The sequence below is a fragment of the Rhodococcus antarcticus genome (assembly GCF_026153295.1).
Taxonomy (GTDB): Bacteria; Actinomycetota; Actinomycetes; order Mycobacteriales; family Mycobacteriaceae; genus Rhodococcus_D; species Rhodococcus_D antarcticus.
Window position 1 is genome coordinate 1,372,597 of the sequence record NZ_CP110615.1, and the last position, 15,027, is coordinate 1,387,623.

Sequence of the window (15,027 nt, forward strand, 5' to 3'; positions counted from 1 at the left end):
GGCAGCGTCGCCCGCGATGGCCGAGAGGGCGTCCGAGGACGTCCTGCTCGTCTCTCGGCTGTCCACCGGGGACGAGGGAGCGCTGTCCCAGCTCTACGACCGGTACTCGCGACCCGCCTACTCCCTGGCTCGGCGCATCTGCGTGGACGAGCTGCTGGCGGAGGACGTCGTGCAGGAGGTGTTCCTCGCCGTGTGGCGAGACCCCTCCAAGTACGTCGCGGACCGCGGCGCGTTCTCGTCCTGGCTGCTGACGCTCGTGCACCACAAGGCGGTCGACGCCGTCCGTCGCGAGGGCGTGCACCGCCGTCGCCAGGTGGCCATGGACGACGAGACCACCGACCGCCTCGCCCCGCAGACCCCTGGAGCCGACGTGGACGCCATCGGAGCGGTGGTGGCGGGTGACGTTCGCAGCGCGCTCCGCGACCTGCCCACCGAGCAGCGGACGGCCATGATGCTCGCCTACTACGGCGGCTACACCCAGCGCGAGGTGGCCGCCCTCGTCGGCGTGCCCCTCGGCACGGTGAAGTCGAGGATGTTCGCAGCGGCCGGCCGGTTGCGAGCCGCGCTGGGTCCGCTCTCCGCGGACTTCGGCATCGCCGCGGCCCGCACGTCCGAGGGTGAGGTGCTCCGATGAGCGAGCAGCACCGTCAGGAGTGCGCGCAGCGGGAGCTCGCCGTGGGCTGGGCCCTGCACGCACTGGAGCCCGAGGAGGAGGTCGGTTTCGCCCGCCACCTCCCGCACTGCGAGGACTGCACCGAGCGGGTCCGCAGCACGGAGGCCGTGGCGTCCCTGCTCGGTGGCGGGGCCGAGCAGCTCGACCCGCCTCCCCGACTGCGGACCGCCATCCTGGCCGCCGCCCGTGCACAGCAGCCCGTCCGGGTCGCGGCGCTCCAGCAGGAGCCGCCCCGTGCCCGCCCCGTCGAGCTGGCTGTCCCGGCCGAGCCCTCCCGCTCGATCTCCCGCACGCGGCGCGTCCTCGTGGCCGCGGCGGCCGTCGGACTCGTCGCCTTCGGAGCCGGCTGGGTCGGCAACGCCCTCACCGGTGCGGGTTCGCCCGCGACGCAGTCGGCGCTGCCGGACCTGTCGAACGCCGCCGTGCACTCCACGCCGCTGACCGGTGCGGTCTCCGGGCAGGTCATGGCGGTGGTGCTCAACGACGGCACGAGCGCATCGGTGGTGCCGCTCTCGCTGTCCTCGGCCCCCACGGGTGAGGCGTACTGGCTGTGGGGCACCGGTGGAACCGGTGGCAAGCCCGTCGCGCTCGGCCGGGTGACCGTCGGGGACGGCGCGGCGGCGGACCTCCAGCTGCAGGACGCGGTCCAGCCCGCGAGCTTCTCCGGGTACGCGCTCTCCATCGAGTCGGACATCGGTGTGCCCTCCGCCCCGTCGACGGTGATCGGGTCTTCGGGCACCGTCTAGGCATGAGCGACACCAACGAGGTCTCCACCGCGACGGCCGTCCCCGACCAGGGGCGGCTGTCCGGCCTCGAGCGGTGGCGGGAGGGAATCCGGAGCAACCCGGCGCTGAACACCGCCTACCGAGCGGCCGTCGGCGTCGTCGGGGCGGTCGTCCTCGTGGTGGGCATCATCCTGGTTCCCTACCCCGGTCCGGGGTGGCTCATCGTGCTGGCCGGGCTCGCGATCCTGGCCTCGGAGTTCGAGCGCGCCCACCGCGTGCTCACGTTCGTCAAGCACTACTACGCCACCTGGACCCACTGGCTCGGCCAGCAGCCGCGGGTGGTGCAGGGCCTGTTCGTCCTCGCCACCGCAGCTGTCGTCCTCGTCACCCTGTGGCTGCTCGGCACCGTCAGCCTCGTCGCGGGCTGGTTCGGCTGGGACGCGGGCTGGCTCGCCTCGCCGATCTTCGGCTGATGCCGTCGGAGGTGTCCCGGACCAGGTCCGGACCGTGTTAGTGTCCTCCCCGCACGTTCGGCCGGGCTGTCGCACCGCCTGATCCGCACGGTCCTGTGGCTCAGTGGAAGAGCGTCCCGTTCACACCGGGAAGGTCGCTGGTTCGAACCCAGCCAGGACCACCACCCAGAAGGCCCGGTCCCCATCAGGACCGGGCCTTCTGACGTCCCCGTCGCTGACGGCCCCAGGTCTCCGGAAACCGGTGTCGCCCCCGCGAGGCCGTCGTCGCGGGCCGATAGGCTCGGACCGTCCCGCACGTCGATCGAACAGGAGCACCGCCCGTGGCAGCCCCCGCCGTCCCCGCCGCACCCCGCCTCACCGTCACAGGCGGCACCACGGCCGGCACGGCGGTGCGCGAGGCGGGCCTCCCCGGCAAGGACGAGGACGGCGTGGTCGTGGTGCGCGACGGTGGCGGCCAGCTTCGCGACCTGTCGTGGACCCCTGACGTCGACACCGACGTCGAGGCCGTCGCCGCCAACACCCCGGACGGGCGGATGGTCATCCGGCACTCCGCCGCCCACGTCGCCGCGCAGGCCGTGCAGCAGCTGTTCCCGGAGGCGAAGCTCGGCATCGGCCCACCGATCACCGACGGCTTCTACTACGACTTCGCCCTCGAGCGCCCGCTCACCCCCGAGGACCTCGCTGCCGTCGAGAAGCGGATGAAGCAGATCGTCAAGGGTGCCCAGCGGTTCTCCCGCCGCGAGCTCGCCTCGGTGGAGGCGGCCGAGGCCGAGCTCGCCGACGAGCCCTTCAAGCTCGAGCTGGTCCGCGACAAGTCCGGGGCCGACGACCCGGAGGTCATGGAGATCGGGCCCGGGGCCCTCACCGTCTACGACAACCTCGACCCGCGCACCGGTGAGGCCGTCTGGGGCGACCTGTGCCGCGGTCCGCACGTTCCCACCACCAAGCACATCCCGGCCTTCGCGCTGACTCGAAGCTCTGCGGCCTACTGGCGCGGGGACCAGGCCAACGCGAGCCTGCAGCGCGTCTACGGCACGGCCTGGGAGTCGCAGGAGGCTCTGGACGCGCACAAGGAGCTGCTGGCCGAGGCCGAGCGCCGCGACCACCGCCGCCTCGGCACCGAGCTGGACCTGTTCAGCTTCCCCGACGAGATCGGCTCCGGACTGCCCGTGTTCCACCCGCGCGGAGGGGTGATCAAGCGGGAGATGGAGGACTACGTCCGCCGCCGGCACATCGAGGAGGGCTTCGACTACGTCGGGACCCCGCACATCGCCAAGGAGCCGCTGTTCCACACCTCCGGCCACCTGCCCTACTACGGCGAGGGCATGTTCCCGGCGATGCAGCTCGACGGTGGGCCCTACCGCCTCAAGGCGATGAACTGCCCGATGCACAACCTCATCTACCGCTCGCGCGGGCGCTCCTACCGTGAGCTGCCGCTGCGGTTCTTCGAGTTCGGGCACGTGTACCGCAACGAGAAGTCCGGCGTCATCCACGGCCTGACCCGGGTGCGGGGCTTCGCCCAGGACGACTCGCACTCCTACGTCACCCCGGAGCAGGCACCCGATGAGATCAAGCACCTGCTCGACTTCGTGCTGAGCCTGCTGCGCGACTTCGGGATGGACGACTTCTACCTGGAGCTCTCCACCCGCGACGACCGCCCGGACAAGTTCATCGGCTCCGACGAGGACTGGGCGGCGGCGACCGAGGTCCTCGAGGACGTGGCCACCGCCTCCGGGCTGGAGCTGGTGCCCGACCCGGGCGGCGCCGCCTACTACGGGCCGAAGATCTCGGTGCAGGCCCGGGACGCGATCGGTCGCACCTGGCAGATGTCGACCATCCAGTACGACTTCAACCAGCCCTCGCCCGAGCGCTTCAACCTGGAGTACGTGGCCTCCGACGGCACCCGGCAGCAGCCGGTCATGATCCACTCGGCCAAGTTCGGCTCCATCGAGCGGTTCATGGGTGTCCTGGTGGAGCACTACGCCGGCGCGTTCCCGGCGTGGCTGGCGCCGGTGCAGGTGGTGGGGATCCCGGTGGCGGCCGACTACGGCGACCACCTTGAGGCGGTGGCCCGGGAGCTGAAGGCGGCCGGCATCCGGGCCGAGGTCGACCACAGCGACGACCGGATGCAGAAGAAGATCCGTACCCACACCACGCAGAAGGTGCCGTTCATGCTGCTGGCGGGCGAGCGCGACGTCGAGGCCGGGGCGGTCAGCTTCCGCTTCCGCGACGGCACCCAGGTCAACGGCGTCCCCGTTGCGCAGGCCGTCGCCACCATCGTCGGCTGGGTGGCGCGGCGGGAGAACGCCTCACCCACCGCGGAGCTGCTCGCCGAGCTGGTGCAGGCCGGGTGAGCGAGGTCCGTCAGGGTGGGGTGGGGGAGCCCGACCGCCTGGAGCGGCTGTGGACACCGCACCGGATGTCCTACGTGGTGGACCCCGACGCCTCCGGGGCCGTGGCCGACCACCCCGGGGAGCCGGGGTGCCCGCTGTGCGCCATCCCGGCCATGGATGACGAGGCCGGGCTGCTCGTGCACCGTGGCGAGCACGTGTACGCGGTGCTCAACCTGTACCCCTACAACCCCGGTCACCTCATGGTGGTGCCCTACCGGCACGTTGCGCAGCTGGAGGCGCTCACGACCGAGGAGTCGACCGAGCTGATGGCGGTGACGCAGACCGCGATCCGGGTGGCCCGCAGCGTGGCGACGCCGCACGGCTTCAACGTCGGCCTGAACCTCGGTGGGGTGGCCGGTGGCTCGCTCGCGGCGCACCTGCACCAGCACGTGGTGCCGCGGTGGGGTGGGGACGCGAACTTCATCACCGTGCTGGGCGGCACGAAGGTGCTGCCGCAGCTGCTGGGGGAGACCCGCGCCCTGCTCGCCGGGGCCTGGCCCACCTGAGGGTGCGCCGGCCGGGTGGATGATCCGGGGTGCGCGTGCCACCCTCGGCGGGTGACCGCACCGACGATCGTGCTCGGCCCGCTGCTCCGCCACGTCGACGCCACCGAGGCGACCGTGTGGGTGGAGACCGACGCGCCCTGCGAGGTGCGGGTGCGCTGCGGCGACGTCGAGGCCACCGCCCGCACCTGGGGCGTCCACGGCCACCACTACGTGCTGCTCGCCCTCGAGGGACTGGAACCCGGCACCGCCACCCCGTACGCGGTGGACCTCGACGGCGCCACGGTCTGGCCGTCGGCGGGGGACCGCCCGAGCACCGTGCGCACCCGGGGCCGGGGCGACGACGTGCGCATAGCGTTCGGCTCGTGCCGCAAGGCGGAGGGTGTCGATGCCGAGGCGCTGGGCCGGTTCGGGGCCGACGCCCTCGTCGCCATGGCCACCCGGATGTCCAGCGCGGGCCACGAGGACTGGCCGGACGCGATGCTCTTCGTCGGCGACCAGATCTACGCCGACGAGCCCTCCGAGGACCTCCGCGCGCGGCTGCGGGCCCGGCGTGCGGCAGGCGAGGGGCCGCAGGGGGCGATCGGTGCCGACGAGGTCACCGAGGAGATCTGCGACTTCGAGGAGTACACCTGGCTGTACCACGAGTCCTGGGCGCCGGCGGACGTCCGGTGGCTGCTCTCCACCGTGCCCACGTGCATGATCCTCGACGACCACGACCTGCGCGACGACTGGAACAGCTCGTGGAGCTGGCGGCAGGAGATCCGGACCCGCCCGTGGTGGCGCGACCGCGTCGTCGGGGCCTTCAGCTCCTACTGGGTGTACCAGCACCTGGGCAACCTGTCCCCGCGCGAGCTCGAGTCCGACGTGCTCTACGCCGCGGTGCGGGCCGCCGGTTCCGACGCCGAGCGCGAGCAGCTGCTGGCCGACTTCTCCTGGCGGGCGGACACCGAGCCCGGCAGCGCCCGGTGGAGCTACCACCGCGACTTCGGCCGCACCCGGCTGCTCGTGGTCGACTCGCGGTGCTCCCGGCGCCTGGACCCCGACGACCGCGCGATGGTCGACGAGGCCGAGTGGGAGTGGGTGCGGGAGACCGCGCTGGACGCCGACGTGGACCACCTGCTCATCGGCACCTCCCTGCCGTTCCTCCTGCTGCCCGGCCTGCACCACCTCGAGGGGTGGAACGAGGCCACCGCCGAGGGCGCCTGGGGCCGGGCCTACGGGGCGGTGGCGGAGAAGATCCGGCTGGCCGTGGACCTCGAGCACTGGGCGGCGTTCCGGTCGTCCTTCGACGCGATGGTCGAGCTGGTGCAGCAGGTGGCGACGGGGCCGCGCCCGCCCGCGAGCGTGCTGTGGCTCTCCGGGGACGTGCACTGCTCCTACCTCGCGGAGGCCCACGTCGAGGGGGTGGACGCGGACCGGACGACCGTGCGCCAGCTGACCATGTCTCCGTTCCGCAACCCGCTGAACGTGCCCATCCAGGTCGCCAACCGACTCGCCCAGACCCCGGCGGTCGCGCGAGCGCTGCGCGGGCTGTCCCGCCGGGCCGGGGTGACCGAACCCGCGATCAGCTGGGACGTCGACGACGGGCCGTGGTTCGACAACGGGGTGATGACGGTGGTGCTGCACGGGCGCGCGGCCGCGGTCGACGTGGACCACGCCTGGGTGGATCCGACGGGCACGCAGGGCCTGCGACGCACGCTGCACCGCCGCCTGACCTGAGCCGGTGTGGACGCCGACTAACCTGCAGGGGTCCCGCCCGCTCCCCGGAGGTGCTCCACCGCATGGTCAAGCTCATCACCCGGTCCTCGGCCTCCCGCGTCACGGGGCCGATCGGGTCCTGGCTCGTCCGTCGTGGGCTCAGCCCGGACGCCATGACGGTGATCGGCACCGTGCTCAGCGTGGTCTCCGCGCTGACGCTGTTCACCACCGACCACCTTTTCGTCGGCACGCTGCTGATCTGGCTGTTCGTCATGTTCGACATGCTCGACGGAGCCATGGCGCGCGCGCAGGGAGGTGGCACCCGCTTCGGCGCGGTGCTCGACGCGACGTGCGACCGCGTCACCGACGGTGCGATCTTCGCCTCGCTGACCTGGTGGGCGTTCACCTACGCCCACAGCCGTCCGCTGGCCGCCGCCGCCCTGGTCTGCCTGATCACCAGCCAGGTCACCTCGTACGCCAAGGCCCGGGCCGAGGCCAGCGGGTTCGCCGCGCCGAAGGGGCTCATCGAGCGCCCCTCACGGCTGGTCATCGTCCTCGCCGGTACCGGGCTCACCGGCCTCGGCCTCCCGTGGGCGGTGTACGTCGGCACGTACGTGCTGGCCGTGGGCAGCGTGTACACGGTGGTGCAGCGCGTGCTGGCCGTCCGCAACGCCGAGGGCGCGCGTGACCGCATCCCGCTCTGACCGCGTCCGGAGCCGGGCGGGCGAGCTGGGCTACGCCGCCGGGTGGCGCCTGGTCCGTGCGCTGCCCGAGCCGGTCGCCACCCTCGCCTTCACGCTGGGGGCCGACGTGGCCGCCCGGCGCGGCGACCACCTCCAGCTGCGCCGGAACCTCGGCCGCGTGCTCGGGGTGGCCCCTGGCGAGGTTCCGCAGACCGTGGTCCGCGACGCGCTGCGCTCCTACGCCCGCTACTGGCAGGAGGCGTTCCGGCTGCCGTCGGCGGACCACGAGGACATCCGGGCCCGCGTGCGGATCGAGGGCGACGAGAACATCCAGGCGGGTCTCGACGCAGGCCGCGGGGTGCTGCTCGTGCTGCCGCACACCGGAAACTGGGACGTGGCCGGGCTGTGGCTCGTCGGCCGGACCGGGACCTTCACCACGGTGGCCGAGCGGCTGCGCCCGGAGTCGCTGTACCGCCGGTTCGTCGCCTACCGGGAGAACCTGGGTTTCGAGATCCTGCCGTTGACCGGCGGCGAGTCGCCGGTGCGGGGGATCGTCCGGCGGCTGCGCGCCGGCGGGGTGGTCTGCCTGGTGGGCGACCGCGACCTCAGCCGCGCCGGGATCCCGGTGACCTTCTTCGGCGAGGCGGCACGGATGCCGGCCGGTCCCGCGTCGATCGCGCGGAGCACGGGGGCGGCGCTGCTGCCGGTGGACTGCGTCTTCACCGGTGCCGGATGGCGGCTGCGGGTGCACCCACCGGTGGACCCGACCCTGGACGTGGCCGCCGCGACGCAGGTGGTGGCCGACCGCTTCGCCGCCAGCATCGCCGCCCACCCCGCGGACTGGCACATGCTGCAGCCGTTCTGGGTGGCGGACCTGCCGGCGCGCTGGCAGGCGGAGCTCGGGGGCGCGGGATGAGGATCGGCATGGTCTGCCCGTACTCCTTCGACGTGCCGGGCGGGGTGCAGGCCCACGTGGCGGAGCTGTCGGCCGTGCTCATCGGTCTCGGGCACGAGGTGAGCGTGCTCGCCCCCGCGGACGAGGACACCGTGCTGCCCGACTACGTCGTCAACGGTGGCCGGGCGATCGCGGTGCGCTACAACGGTTCCGTGGCGCGGCTGAGCTTCACGCCGACGAACTTTTCGCGGGTGCGGAAATGGATCCGCGGCAACGACTTCGACGTCCTGCACCTGCACGAGCCCAACGCCCCGAGCCTCACGATGATGGCGCTGATGATCGCAGAGGGGCCGATCGTGGCCACCTTCCACACCTCGACGACCAAGAGCCGCATGCTGAGCACGTTCTCCGGTGTGCTGCAGCCGTTCCTGGAGAAGATCACCGGTCGCATCGCGGTCAGCGACCTGGCCCGGCGCTGGCAGGTGGAGGCGCTCGGGGCGGACGCGGTGGAGATCCCCAACGGCGTCCACGTGGGGGCGTTCGCCGAGGCCGAGCCCCTGCCCGGCTACCCCCGCGCCGGCGGCACGCTGGCCTTCCTCGGCCGCTACGACGAGCCCCGCAAGGGCATGCCGGTGCTGCTGGCGGCGCTGCCCGCCCTGCTCGAGAACCACCCCGACCTCGAGGTGCTCGTGGTGGGCGGCGGCGACGTCGACGCCCTGCGCCGGGCTGCGGGCGAGGAGGTGTTCGCGCACCTGCGGCTGCTCGGCCAGGTCAGCGACGCGGAGAAGGCCTCGGCGCTGCGCAGCGCGGATGTCTACTGCGCCCCCAACACCGGGGGCGAGAGCTTCGGCATCGTCCTGGTCGAGGCCATGGCGGCGGGCACGGCGGTGGCGGCGAGCGACCCTCGAGGCCTTCCGGCGGGTCCTGCAGGACGGGGCCGCCGGCGCCCTCGTGCCCAACGGTGACGCCGCCGCGTGGAGCCACACGCTGCACGGGCTGCTCGCCGACGCCGACCGCCGCGCGGCGCTGGTCCGGGCCGGGAACACCGCGGTGCGGGCCTACGACTGGCCGGTGGTGGCGCAGCAGGTGCTGCGGGTCTACGAGACCGTGACCGCCGGCGGCGCCCGGGTGCACGAGGCGGACGAGTGACCGCGCTGCTCGTCGTCGCCGTGCTGGCCGTCGTGCTGGTGGGGCTCTGGATCTACGCCACCGCCAACCGGCTCGACCGGCTGCACGTGCGCACCGACGCCGCCTGGATCGCGCTCGAGTCCGCCCTGGGCCGTCGCGCCGTGGTGGTGCGCGAGCTCGCCAGGGCCGGGGCCGGCCCCGGTGCGGACACACGGCTCGCCGCCCTCGCCGCGCGCGCGGAGCGCACCGACCGGGTGGGGCGGGAGGACGCGGAGAACGCCCTCTCGGCCGCGCTGGGCTCGGTGCGCACCGAGGCGCTCTCGCCCCAGCTCGCCGCAGAGCTGGCCGACGCGGAGGCCCGGGTGCTGCTGGCCCGGCGCTTCCACAACGACGCGGTGCGCGACACCCTGGCCCTGCGCGGGCGGCGACCCGTGCGGGTGCTGCGCCTCGGTGGCACCGCCCGGCTGCCCGCCTACTTCGAGATCGCCGAGCGGCCACCCGTGGACTCGGGCGGTCCGCGGCGTCGACCGTCGAGCCGGGTGCTCCTGCTGGACCCGACCGGTCGGGTGCTGCTGCTGCGCGGGAGCGAGCCCACCCGTCCCGGGGCGCACTTCTGGTTCACCACCGGGGGAGGCACCGAGCCGGGCGAGGACGCCAGGGCGGCGGGGGTGCGCGAGGTCACCGAGGAGACCGGGCTGGCCCTGGAGGAGTCCGTGCTGCGCGGTCCGCTGTGGTGGCGCCGGTCGATCTTCGTCTTCGACGGCGACACGATCGAGGCCGAGGAGACGTACTTCGCGGCCGCCGTGTCGGCGTTCACCCCGGACGGGGCGGGGCACACCGAGCTGGAGCGGCGCACCCTCAGCGACGCCCGCTGGTGCGGACCGGAGGACGTGCGCACGCTGGAGGCCGCGGGGGAGCGCGTCTACCCCCCCGGGCTGGACGCGCTGCTGGCCGAGGCCGTGGCGCTCGTCACCTCGCCGGTCGACTCCCCGGCTCCGCTGCCGCGCAGCATCCCCTGATCGGTTCCGCCCGGCGTGCGTCTCGCGGTGTCCGGCCTACGATCACGGGCAGACCCGAGAGCCGCTCCCACGCGGCACGAACAGCAGGAGACACCGTGAGCACCCCCGAGACCTCCAGCAGCACCGCCGCAGCCGGTACCGGCACCGCCCGCGTCAAGCGCGGCATGGCCGAGATGCTCAAGGGCGGCGTGATCATGGACGTCGTCAACGTCGAGCAGGCCCGGATCGCCGAGGACGCCGGCGCCGTCGCCGTGATGGCCCTGGAGCGCGTGCCCGCCGACATCCGCGCCGAGGGCGGCGTGTCCCGGATGAGCGACCCGGACATGATCGACGCCATCCAGGCGGCCGTGAGCATCCCCGTGATGGCCAAGGCCCGCATCGGTCACTTCGTCGAGGCCCAGGTGCTGCAGAGCCTCGGCGTGGACTACATCGACGAGTCCGAGGTGCTCACCCCCGCCGACTACGCCCACCACATCGACAAGTGGCGCTTCACCGTGCCGTTCGTCTGCGGCGCGACCAACCTCGGCGAGGCGCTGCGCCGCATCAACGAGGGTGCGGCGATGATCCGGTCCAAGGGTGAGGCCGGCACCGGCGACGTGTCCAACGCCACGATGCACATGCGCACCATCTCCGCGGAGATCCGTCGGCTGACCTCGCTCAGCCCCGACGAGCTCTACGTCGCGGCCAAGGACCTCCAGGCCCCGTACGACCTCGTCGTCGAGGTGGCCACGGCCGGCCGCCTGCCCGTCACCCTGTTCACCGCCGGCGGCATCGCCACCCCGGCGGACGCCGCGATGATGATGCAGCTCGGCGCCGACGGCGTGTTCGTGGGCTCGGGCATCTTCAAGTCCGGCAACCCGGCGCAGCGTGCCGAGGCCGTCGTCAAGGCCACCACCTTCTTCGACGACGCCGACATGGTCGCCAAGGTCTCCCGCGGGCTCGGCGAGGCCATGGTCGGCATCAACGTCGAGCAGCTGCCGGTCGACCACCGGCTCTCCAGCCGCGGCTGGTGAGCCCGGCGCTGCGCCCGTGACCGCTAGCCGGTGCGCAGCGCGGGCCGGTCGGCGTGCTCGGCACGGACGAGCACGTCGGCCAGCTCATCGGTGCCCACCTCCTCCTCGTGCCCGAGCACGGCCGGCACCGTCCAGCGGAGGCCCTCCGGGGTGCGGCGCAGCAGTGCTGCCTCCGACACGTGCACGTGCACGGTGAGCTCGAAGGGCAGCCCGCGGCCGAGCAGCAGGGGTCCGTCCACCAGCAGCACGGTGCCCGGGGCGGCGGTGCGCCGCTCGGCGCGGGTGGCCCGGTCACGCTCGGCGTCCCACAGGGTGGGTAGCCACCGGCCGCTGCCGCCGGGGCCCAGGGGGCCGAGCACCTCGCGCTCGAGCGCGGCCAGGTCGAACCACCCGCTGCGGTAGCTCTCCTCGTCGGCTCGACCGTGCTCCAGGCGCAGCGAGGCGGGACGCAGCCAGTCGGCGAGCGACACCCGTGCGCAGGGGGTGCCCTCGGCACGCAGGCGCTCAGCCACCGCGTCGGCCAGCACACCGGGCTGCGCCCCGTCGGCGCCGTCCACCGCGACCCGCAGCGCGTCCGGGACCGTCCGCGCGGCCCGGCACCGGGCCGCGAGCTCGTCGGCCAGGGCCGCCGTGCTCAGCGGTCGGTAGGTGGGGGCGCTCACCGGTCCATCGTGGTGCAGCCGCCGCTCCCGCACGACATCGCGCCCGGGGGACGTATGCGGCGGCGCTCGCCGCCACCGCGACCCTCGCACCGACTGCCACGTCGAGGTCCACGAGTTCCAGGCCAGCCGTGATCTGCTCCGGGGTGGCACGCAGGCAGGCCGTCACCCGCTCGACCAGCGGGGTGGCGCGCAGCTCGGGGGCGCCGCGGTCCACCACCCGGCCGGGCCAAGCGCGGGGCGGCCGACTCCAGCTCGGCCGCGTCGGGCACCTCCCGTCGCCCCGCGCCCCCGGCGAGCGGCACGACTGACCATCGGCACCTGCGCCGGTGGACCTGACCCCGCGGGGGCCGCCTACAGTTCGCCCCCGTGACCGGACGGCCCGTGGTGGGAGTGCTCGCGCTGCAGGGCGACGTCCGCGAGCACCTCGTCGCGCTGGCCCGCGCGGGGGCCGATCCGGTGCCGGTCCGCCGGGAGGCGGAGCTCGCCGCGGTGCACGCAGTGGTGCTGCCGGGCGGTGAGTCGACCACCATGAGTCGGCTGCTGCGCACCTTCGAGCTGCTCGAGCCGCTGCGCGAGCGCATCGCGTCGGGGCTGCCCACCTACGGTTCCTGCGCCGGGATGATCCTGCTGGCCCGCGAGGTGCTGGACACCCGGGCCGACGCGGTGGGGGTGGGGGGTCTCGACGTCACCGTCCGCCGCAACGCCTTCGGCCGGCAGGTCGACTCGTTCGAGACCGATCTCGACGTGGTGGGCGTCGTAGGCCCCCCGGTGCGCGCGGTGTTCATCCGGGCGCCGTGGGTGGAACGGGTGGGCGACGGCGTGCAGGTGCTGGCGCGGGTGCCCCCGGGACACGGGGCCGCCGACGGGCGGGTGGTGGCCGTCCGCCAGGGATCGGTGCTGGCCACCTCCTTCCACCCCGAGGTGACCGGCGATGGCCGGGTTCACGAGCTGTTCCTGCGGATGGTGCGGGAGTCCGCCGACGGTGACATGGGTTGACCGGCTCCGCCGGTTAGGATCGCCGCACTGTCCCGAGCACCTGACCGGAAGGGGCGCGCGCCGATGAGCGGCCACTCCAAGTGGGCGACCACGAAGCACAAGAAGGCCGTGATCGACGCACGCCGCGGCAAGTCGTTCGCCAAGCTCGTCAAGAACATCGAGGTGGCTGCGCGCACGGGCGGGGGCGACCCCGTCGGCAACCCGACGCTGTTCGACGCCATCCAGAAGGCGAAGAAGACCTCCGTCCCCAACGACAACATCGAGCGTGCGCGCAAGCGTGGTGCCGGTGAGGAGGCGGGCGGGGCCGACTACCAGACGATCGTGTACGAGGGCTACGGGCCCGGTGGCGTCGCGATGTTGGTGGAGTGCCTGACCGACAACAAGAACCGGGCCGCGGGCGAGGTGCGCACCGCAATGACGCGCAACGGCGGCAACCTGGCCGACCCGGGCTCGGTGGCCTACCTGTTCGCCCGCAAGGGCGTCGTCACCCTGGAGAAGGGCGAGCTCAGCGAGGACGACCTGCTGATGGCCGTGCTCGAGGCGGGCGCGGAGGAGGTCAACGACAACGGCGACACCTTCGAGATCATCAGCGAGCCGACCGACCTGGTGGCCGTGCGCACGGCGCTGCAGGAGGCGGGGATCGACTACGACTCCGCCGACGCGAGCTTCCAGCCGTCGATGAGCGTGGCCGTGGACGCCGACGGCGCCCGGAAGGTGCTCAAGCTCGTCGACGCCCTCGAGGACTCCGACGACGTGCAGAACGTCTACTCCAACGTGGACCTATCCGACGAGGTGCTCGCCGAGCTCGAGGACGACTGAGTCCCGACCGCCCGTGGGTTGGTGGCGGTGGAAGACCGTCCGGCTGCTGTTCGGGGTACGTGCAGACGTGCCCACGCGTGTCGTGCGCCGGTGGTCTGCACCCGCGCCGCTAGGGTTCGAACGTCAGTTCGGGTCTGCGGGTCGGTCGAGCGTGGAGGTGCGGGCGTGCGGGTGCAGGGCTTGCGTGTGCTCGGCGTGGACCCGGGGCTCACCCGCTGCGGTTTCGGCGTCGTGCAGTCCGGTCGTGGGCGAGAGGTGAGCCCGGTGGCCGTGGACGTCGTCCGCACCCCCCCGGACCTCGAGCTCTCCCGGCGGCTGCTGCGCATCTCCGACGCCGCCGAGGAGTGGCTCGACGCGCACCGCCCGGACGTGGTGGCCGTGGAGCGGGTGTTCAGCCAGCACAACGTGCGCACCGCCATGGGCACGGCGCAGGCGGGGGGAGTCGTCGCCCTTGCCGCCGCACGACGGGGCATCCCCGTCAGCTTCCACACCCCGAGCGAGGTCAAGGCCGCGGTGACCGGCAGCGGCACGGCCGGCAAGGCGCAGGTCACCGTCATGGTCACCCGGCTGCTCGGGCTCGCCGTCGCCCCGACGCCGGCCGACGCCGCCGACGCCCTGGCCCTGGCCATCTGCCACTGCTGGCGGGCCCCCATGATCGCCCGGATGGCGCAGGCAGAGGCGGCTGCCGCGGAGGCCCAGCGGGCGTACAGGGCCCGCCTCGCGCTCGCCGCGCGGACCAGCCGGAGCGGGCGGTGATCAGCTCGGTCCGCGGCGAGGTGCTGCAGGTGGCGCTCGACCACGCCGTCGTCGAGGTCGGTGGGGTGGGTCTGGCCGTGCTCGCCACCCCCGCCACGCTGGCCACCCTCCGCCGGGGGAGCGAGGCCCGCTTGGACACCACGCTCGTGGTCCGCGAGGACTCCCTCACCCTGTACGGCTTCGCCGACGCCGAGCAGCGCGCGATGTTCACGCTGCTGCAGACCGTCTCCGGCGTGGGGCCGCGCCTGGCCATGGCCGTGCTGGCCGTGCTGGAACCCGACGTGCTGCGCGGGGCGCTGGCCGACGGCAACCTCACCACGCTCATGCAGGTGCCCGGCATCGGCAAGCGCGGCGCCGAGCGGATGGTCGTCGAGCTGCGGGACAAGGTCGAGGCCGTCGGTGCCCCGACCCCCTCCGCGGGCGGTGCGGTGCGAGACCAGGTGGTCGACGCCCTGGTCGGGCTCGGCTTCGGCGGCAAGCAGGCCGAGTCGGCGACCGACGCCGTGCTCACCGCCGATCCCGCCGCGAGCACCGCGGCCGCGCTGCGCGCCGCCCTGTCGAGCCTGGGGGCCCGCCGGTGAGCGAGGA

At 73.6% G+C, this 15,027-nt stretch carries 15 protein-coding genes, 1 tRNA gene and 1 pseudogene; 16 read left to right on the forward strand and 1 reads right to left on the reverse strand.

The window, feature by feature from the left end; translation table 11 throughout:
- The first annotated feature begins 16 nt into the window (after positions 1–16).
- The 12 genes and pseudogenes from RHODO2019_RS06575 to pdxS all read left to right on the forward strand — a co-directional run bounded on the left by RHODO2019_RS06575 (position 17) and on the right by pdxS (position 11,206).
- Positions 17–634 carry an RNA polymerase sigma factor gene (locus tag RHODO2019_RS06575; RefSeq protein WP_265384189.1) on the forward strand — a complete coding sequence of 206 codons (618 nt, stop codon included), beginning with the start codon at positions 17–19 and terminating at the stop codon, positions 632–634.
- Positions 631–1,419, forward strand: a complete 789-nt coding sequence (locus RHODO2019_RS06580) for an anti-sigma factor (RefSeq protein ID WP_265384190.1) — start codon at positions 631–633, stop codon at positions 1,417–1,419. The genes RHODO2019_RS06575 and RHODO2019_RS06580 overlap by 4 nt, the downstream gene beginning before the upstream one ends.
- 2 nt (positions 1,420–1,421) lie before the next feature.
- Positions 1,422–1,871, forward strand: a complete 450-nt coding sequence (locus RHODO2019_RS06585; RefSeq protein ID WP_265384191.1) for a TIGR02611 family protein — start codon at positions 1,422–1,424, stop codon at positions 1,869–1,871.
- Between the two features lie 89 nt (positions 1,872–1,960).
- A tRNA-Val gene (locus RHODO2019_RS06590) sits at positions 1,961–2,035 on the forward strand.
- A 156-nt stretch (positions 2,036–2,191) separates the two neighbouring features.
- Positions 2,192–4,225: a threonine--tRNA ligase gene (thrS, locus tag RHODO2019_RS06595; protein ID WP_265384192.1), complete on the forward strand. Its 2,034-nt coding sequence runs from the start codon at positions 2,192–2,194 to the stop codon at positions 4,223–4,225.
- Entirely contained in the window at positions 4,222–4,770 is a 549-nt protein-coding gene (locus RHODO2019_RS06600) for an HIT family protein (protein WP_265384193.1), read from the forward strand. The genes thrS and RHODO2019_RS06600 overlap by 4 nt, the downstream gene beginning before the upstream one ends.
- Positions 4,771–4,821: 51 nt before the next feature.
- Entirely contained in the window at positions 4,822–6,489 is a 1,668-nt protein-coding gene (locus tag RHODO2019_RS06605; protein WP_265384194.1) for an alkaline phosphatase D family protein, read from the forward strand.
- Between the two features lie 62 nt (positions 6,490–6,551).
- Entirely contained in the window at positions 6,552–7,172 is a 621-nt protein-coding gene (gene pgsA / locus RHODO2019_RS06610) for a phosphatidylinositol phosphate synthase (RefSeq protein ID WP_265384195.1), read from the forward strand.
- A complete protein-coding gene (locus RHODO2019_RS06615) occupies positions 7,153–8,067 on the forward strand; it encodes a phosphatidylinositol mannoside acyltransferase (RefSeq protein ID WP_265384196.1) in 915 nt (304 codons plus the stop codon). Before pgsA ends, RHODO2019_RS06615 begins: the two co-directional genes overlap by 20 nt.
- Positions 8,064–9,195: pseudogene (locus RHODO2019_RS06620) on the forward strand (glycosyltransferase family 4 protein). The gene RHODO2019_RS06615 and the pseudogene RHODO2019_RS06620 overlap by 4 nt, the downstream one beginning before the upstream one ends.
- Entirely contained in the window at positions 9,192–10,193 is a 1,002-nt protein-coding gene (locus tag RHODO2019_RS06625; RefSeq protein ID WP_265384197.1) for an NUDIX hydrolase, read from the forward strand. Before RHODO2019_RS06620 ends, RHODO2019_RS06625 begins: the two are co-directional and overlap by 4 nt.
- A 164-nt stretch (positions 10,194–10,357) precedes the next feature.
- Complete coding sequence (pdxS, locus tag RHODO2019_RS06630) at positions 10,358–11,206, forward strand: pyridoxal 5'-phosphate synthase lyase subunit PdxS (protein WP_265384649.1); 849 nt, start codon at positions 10,358–10,360, stop codon at positions 11,204–11,206.
- Positions 11,207–11,229: 23 nt separating this feature from the next.
- Here pdxS and RHODO2019_RS06635 read toward each other — a convergent pair whose 3' ends face one another.
- Positions 11,230–11,868, reverse strand: coding sequence for a nucleoside/nucleotide kinase family protein (locus RHODO2019_RS06635; protein WP_265384198.1), 639 nt, complete (start codon positions 11,866–11,868; stop codon positions 11,230–11,232).
- A 366-nt stretch (positions 11,869–12,234) separates the two neighbouring features.
- On the opposite strand from RHODO2019_RS06635, the gene pdxT reads away from it, so the two are divergent.
- The 4 genes from pdxT (at position 12,235) to ruvA (ending at position 15,020) form a co-directional block, all read left to right on the forward strand.
- On the forward strand, positions 12,235–12,864 hold the full coding sequence (pdxT, locus tag RHODO2019_RS06640) for a pyridoxal 5'-phosphate synthase glutaminase subunit PdxT (protein WP_265384199.1): 630 nt from the start codon (positions 12,235–12,237) through the stop codon (positions 12,862–12,864).
- 63 nt (positions 12,865–12,927) lie between these two features.
- Positions 12,928–13,683: a YebC/PmpR family DNA-binding transcriptional regulator gene (locus RHODO2019_RS06645; RefSeq protein ID WP_265384200.1), complete on the forward strand. Its 756-nt coding sequence runs from the start codon at positions 12,928–12,930 to the stop codon at positions 13,681–13,683.
- 180 nt (positions 13,684–13,863) lie between these two features.
- Entirely contained in the window at positions 13,864–14,439 is a 576-nt protein-coding gene (gene ruvC, locus RHODO2019_RS06650; protein ID WP_265384650.1) for a crossover junction endodeoxyribonuclease RuvC, read from the forward strand.
- Positions 14,436–15,020, forward strand: a complete 585-nt coding sequence (gene ruvA / locus RHODO2019_RS06655) for a Holliday junction branch migration protein RuvA (protein ID WP_265384201.1) — start codon at positions 14,436–14,438, stop codon at positions 15,018–15,020. The genes ruvC and ruvA overlap by 4 nt, the downstream gene beginning before the upstream one ends.
- The last annotated feature ends 7 nt before the right edge of the window (positions 15,021–15,027 follow it).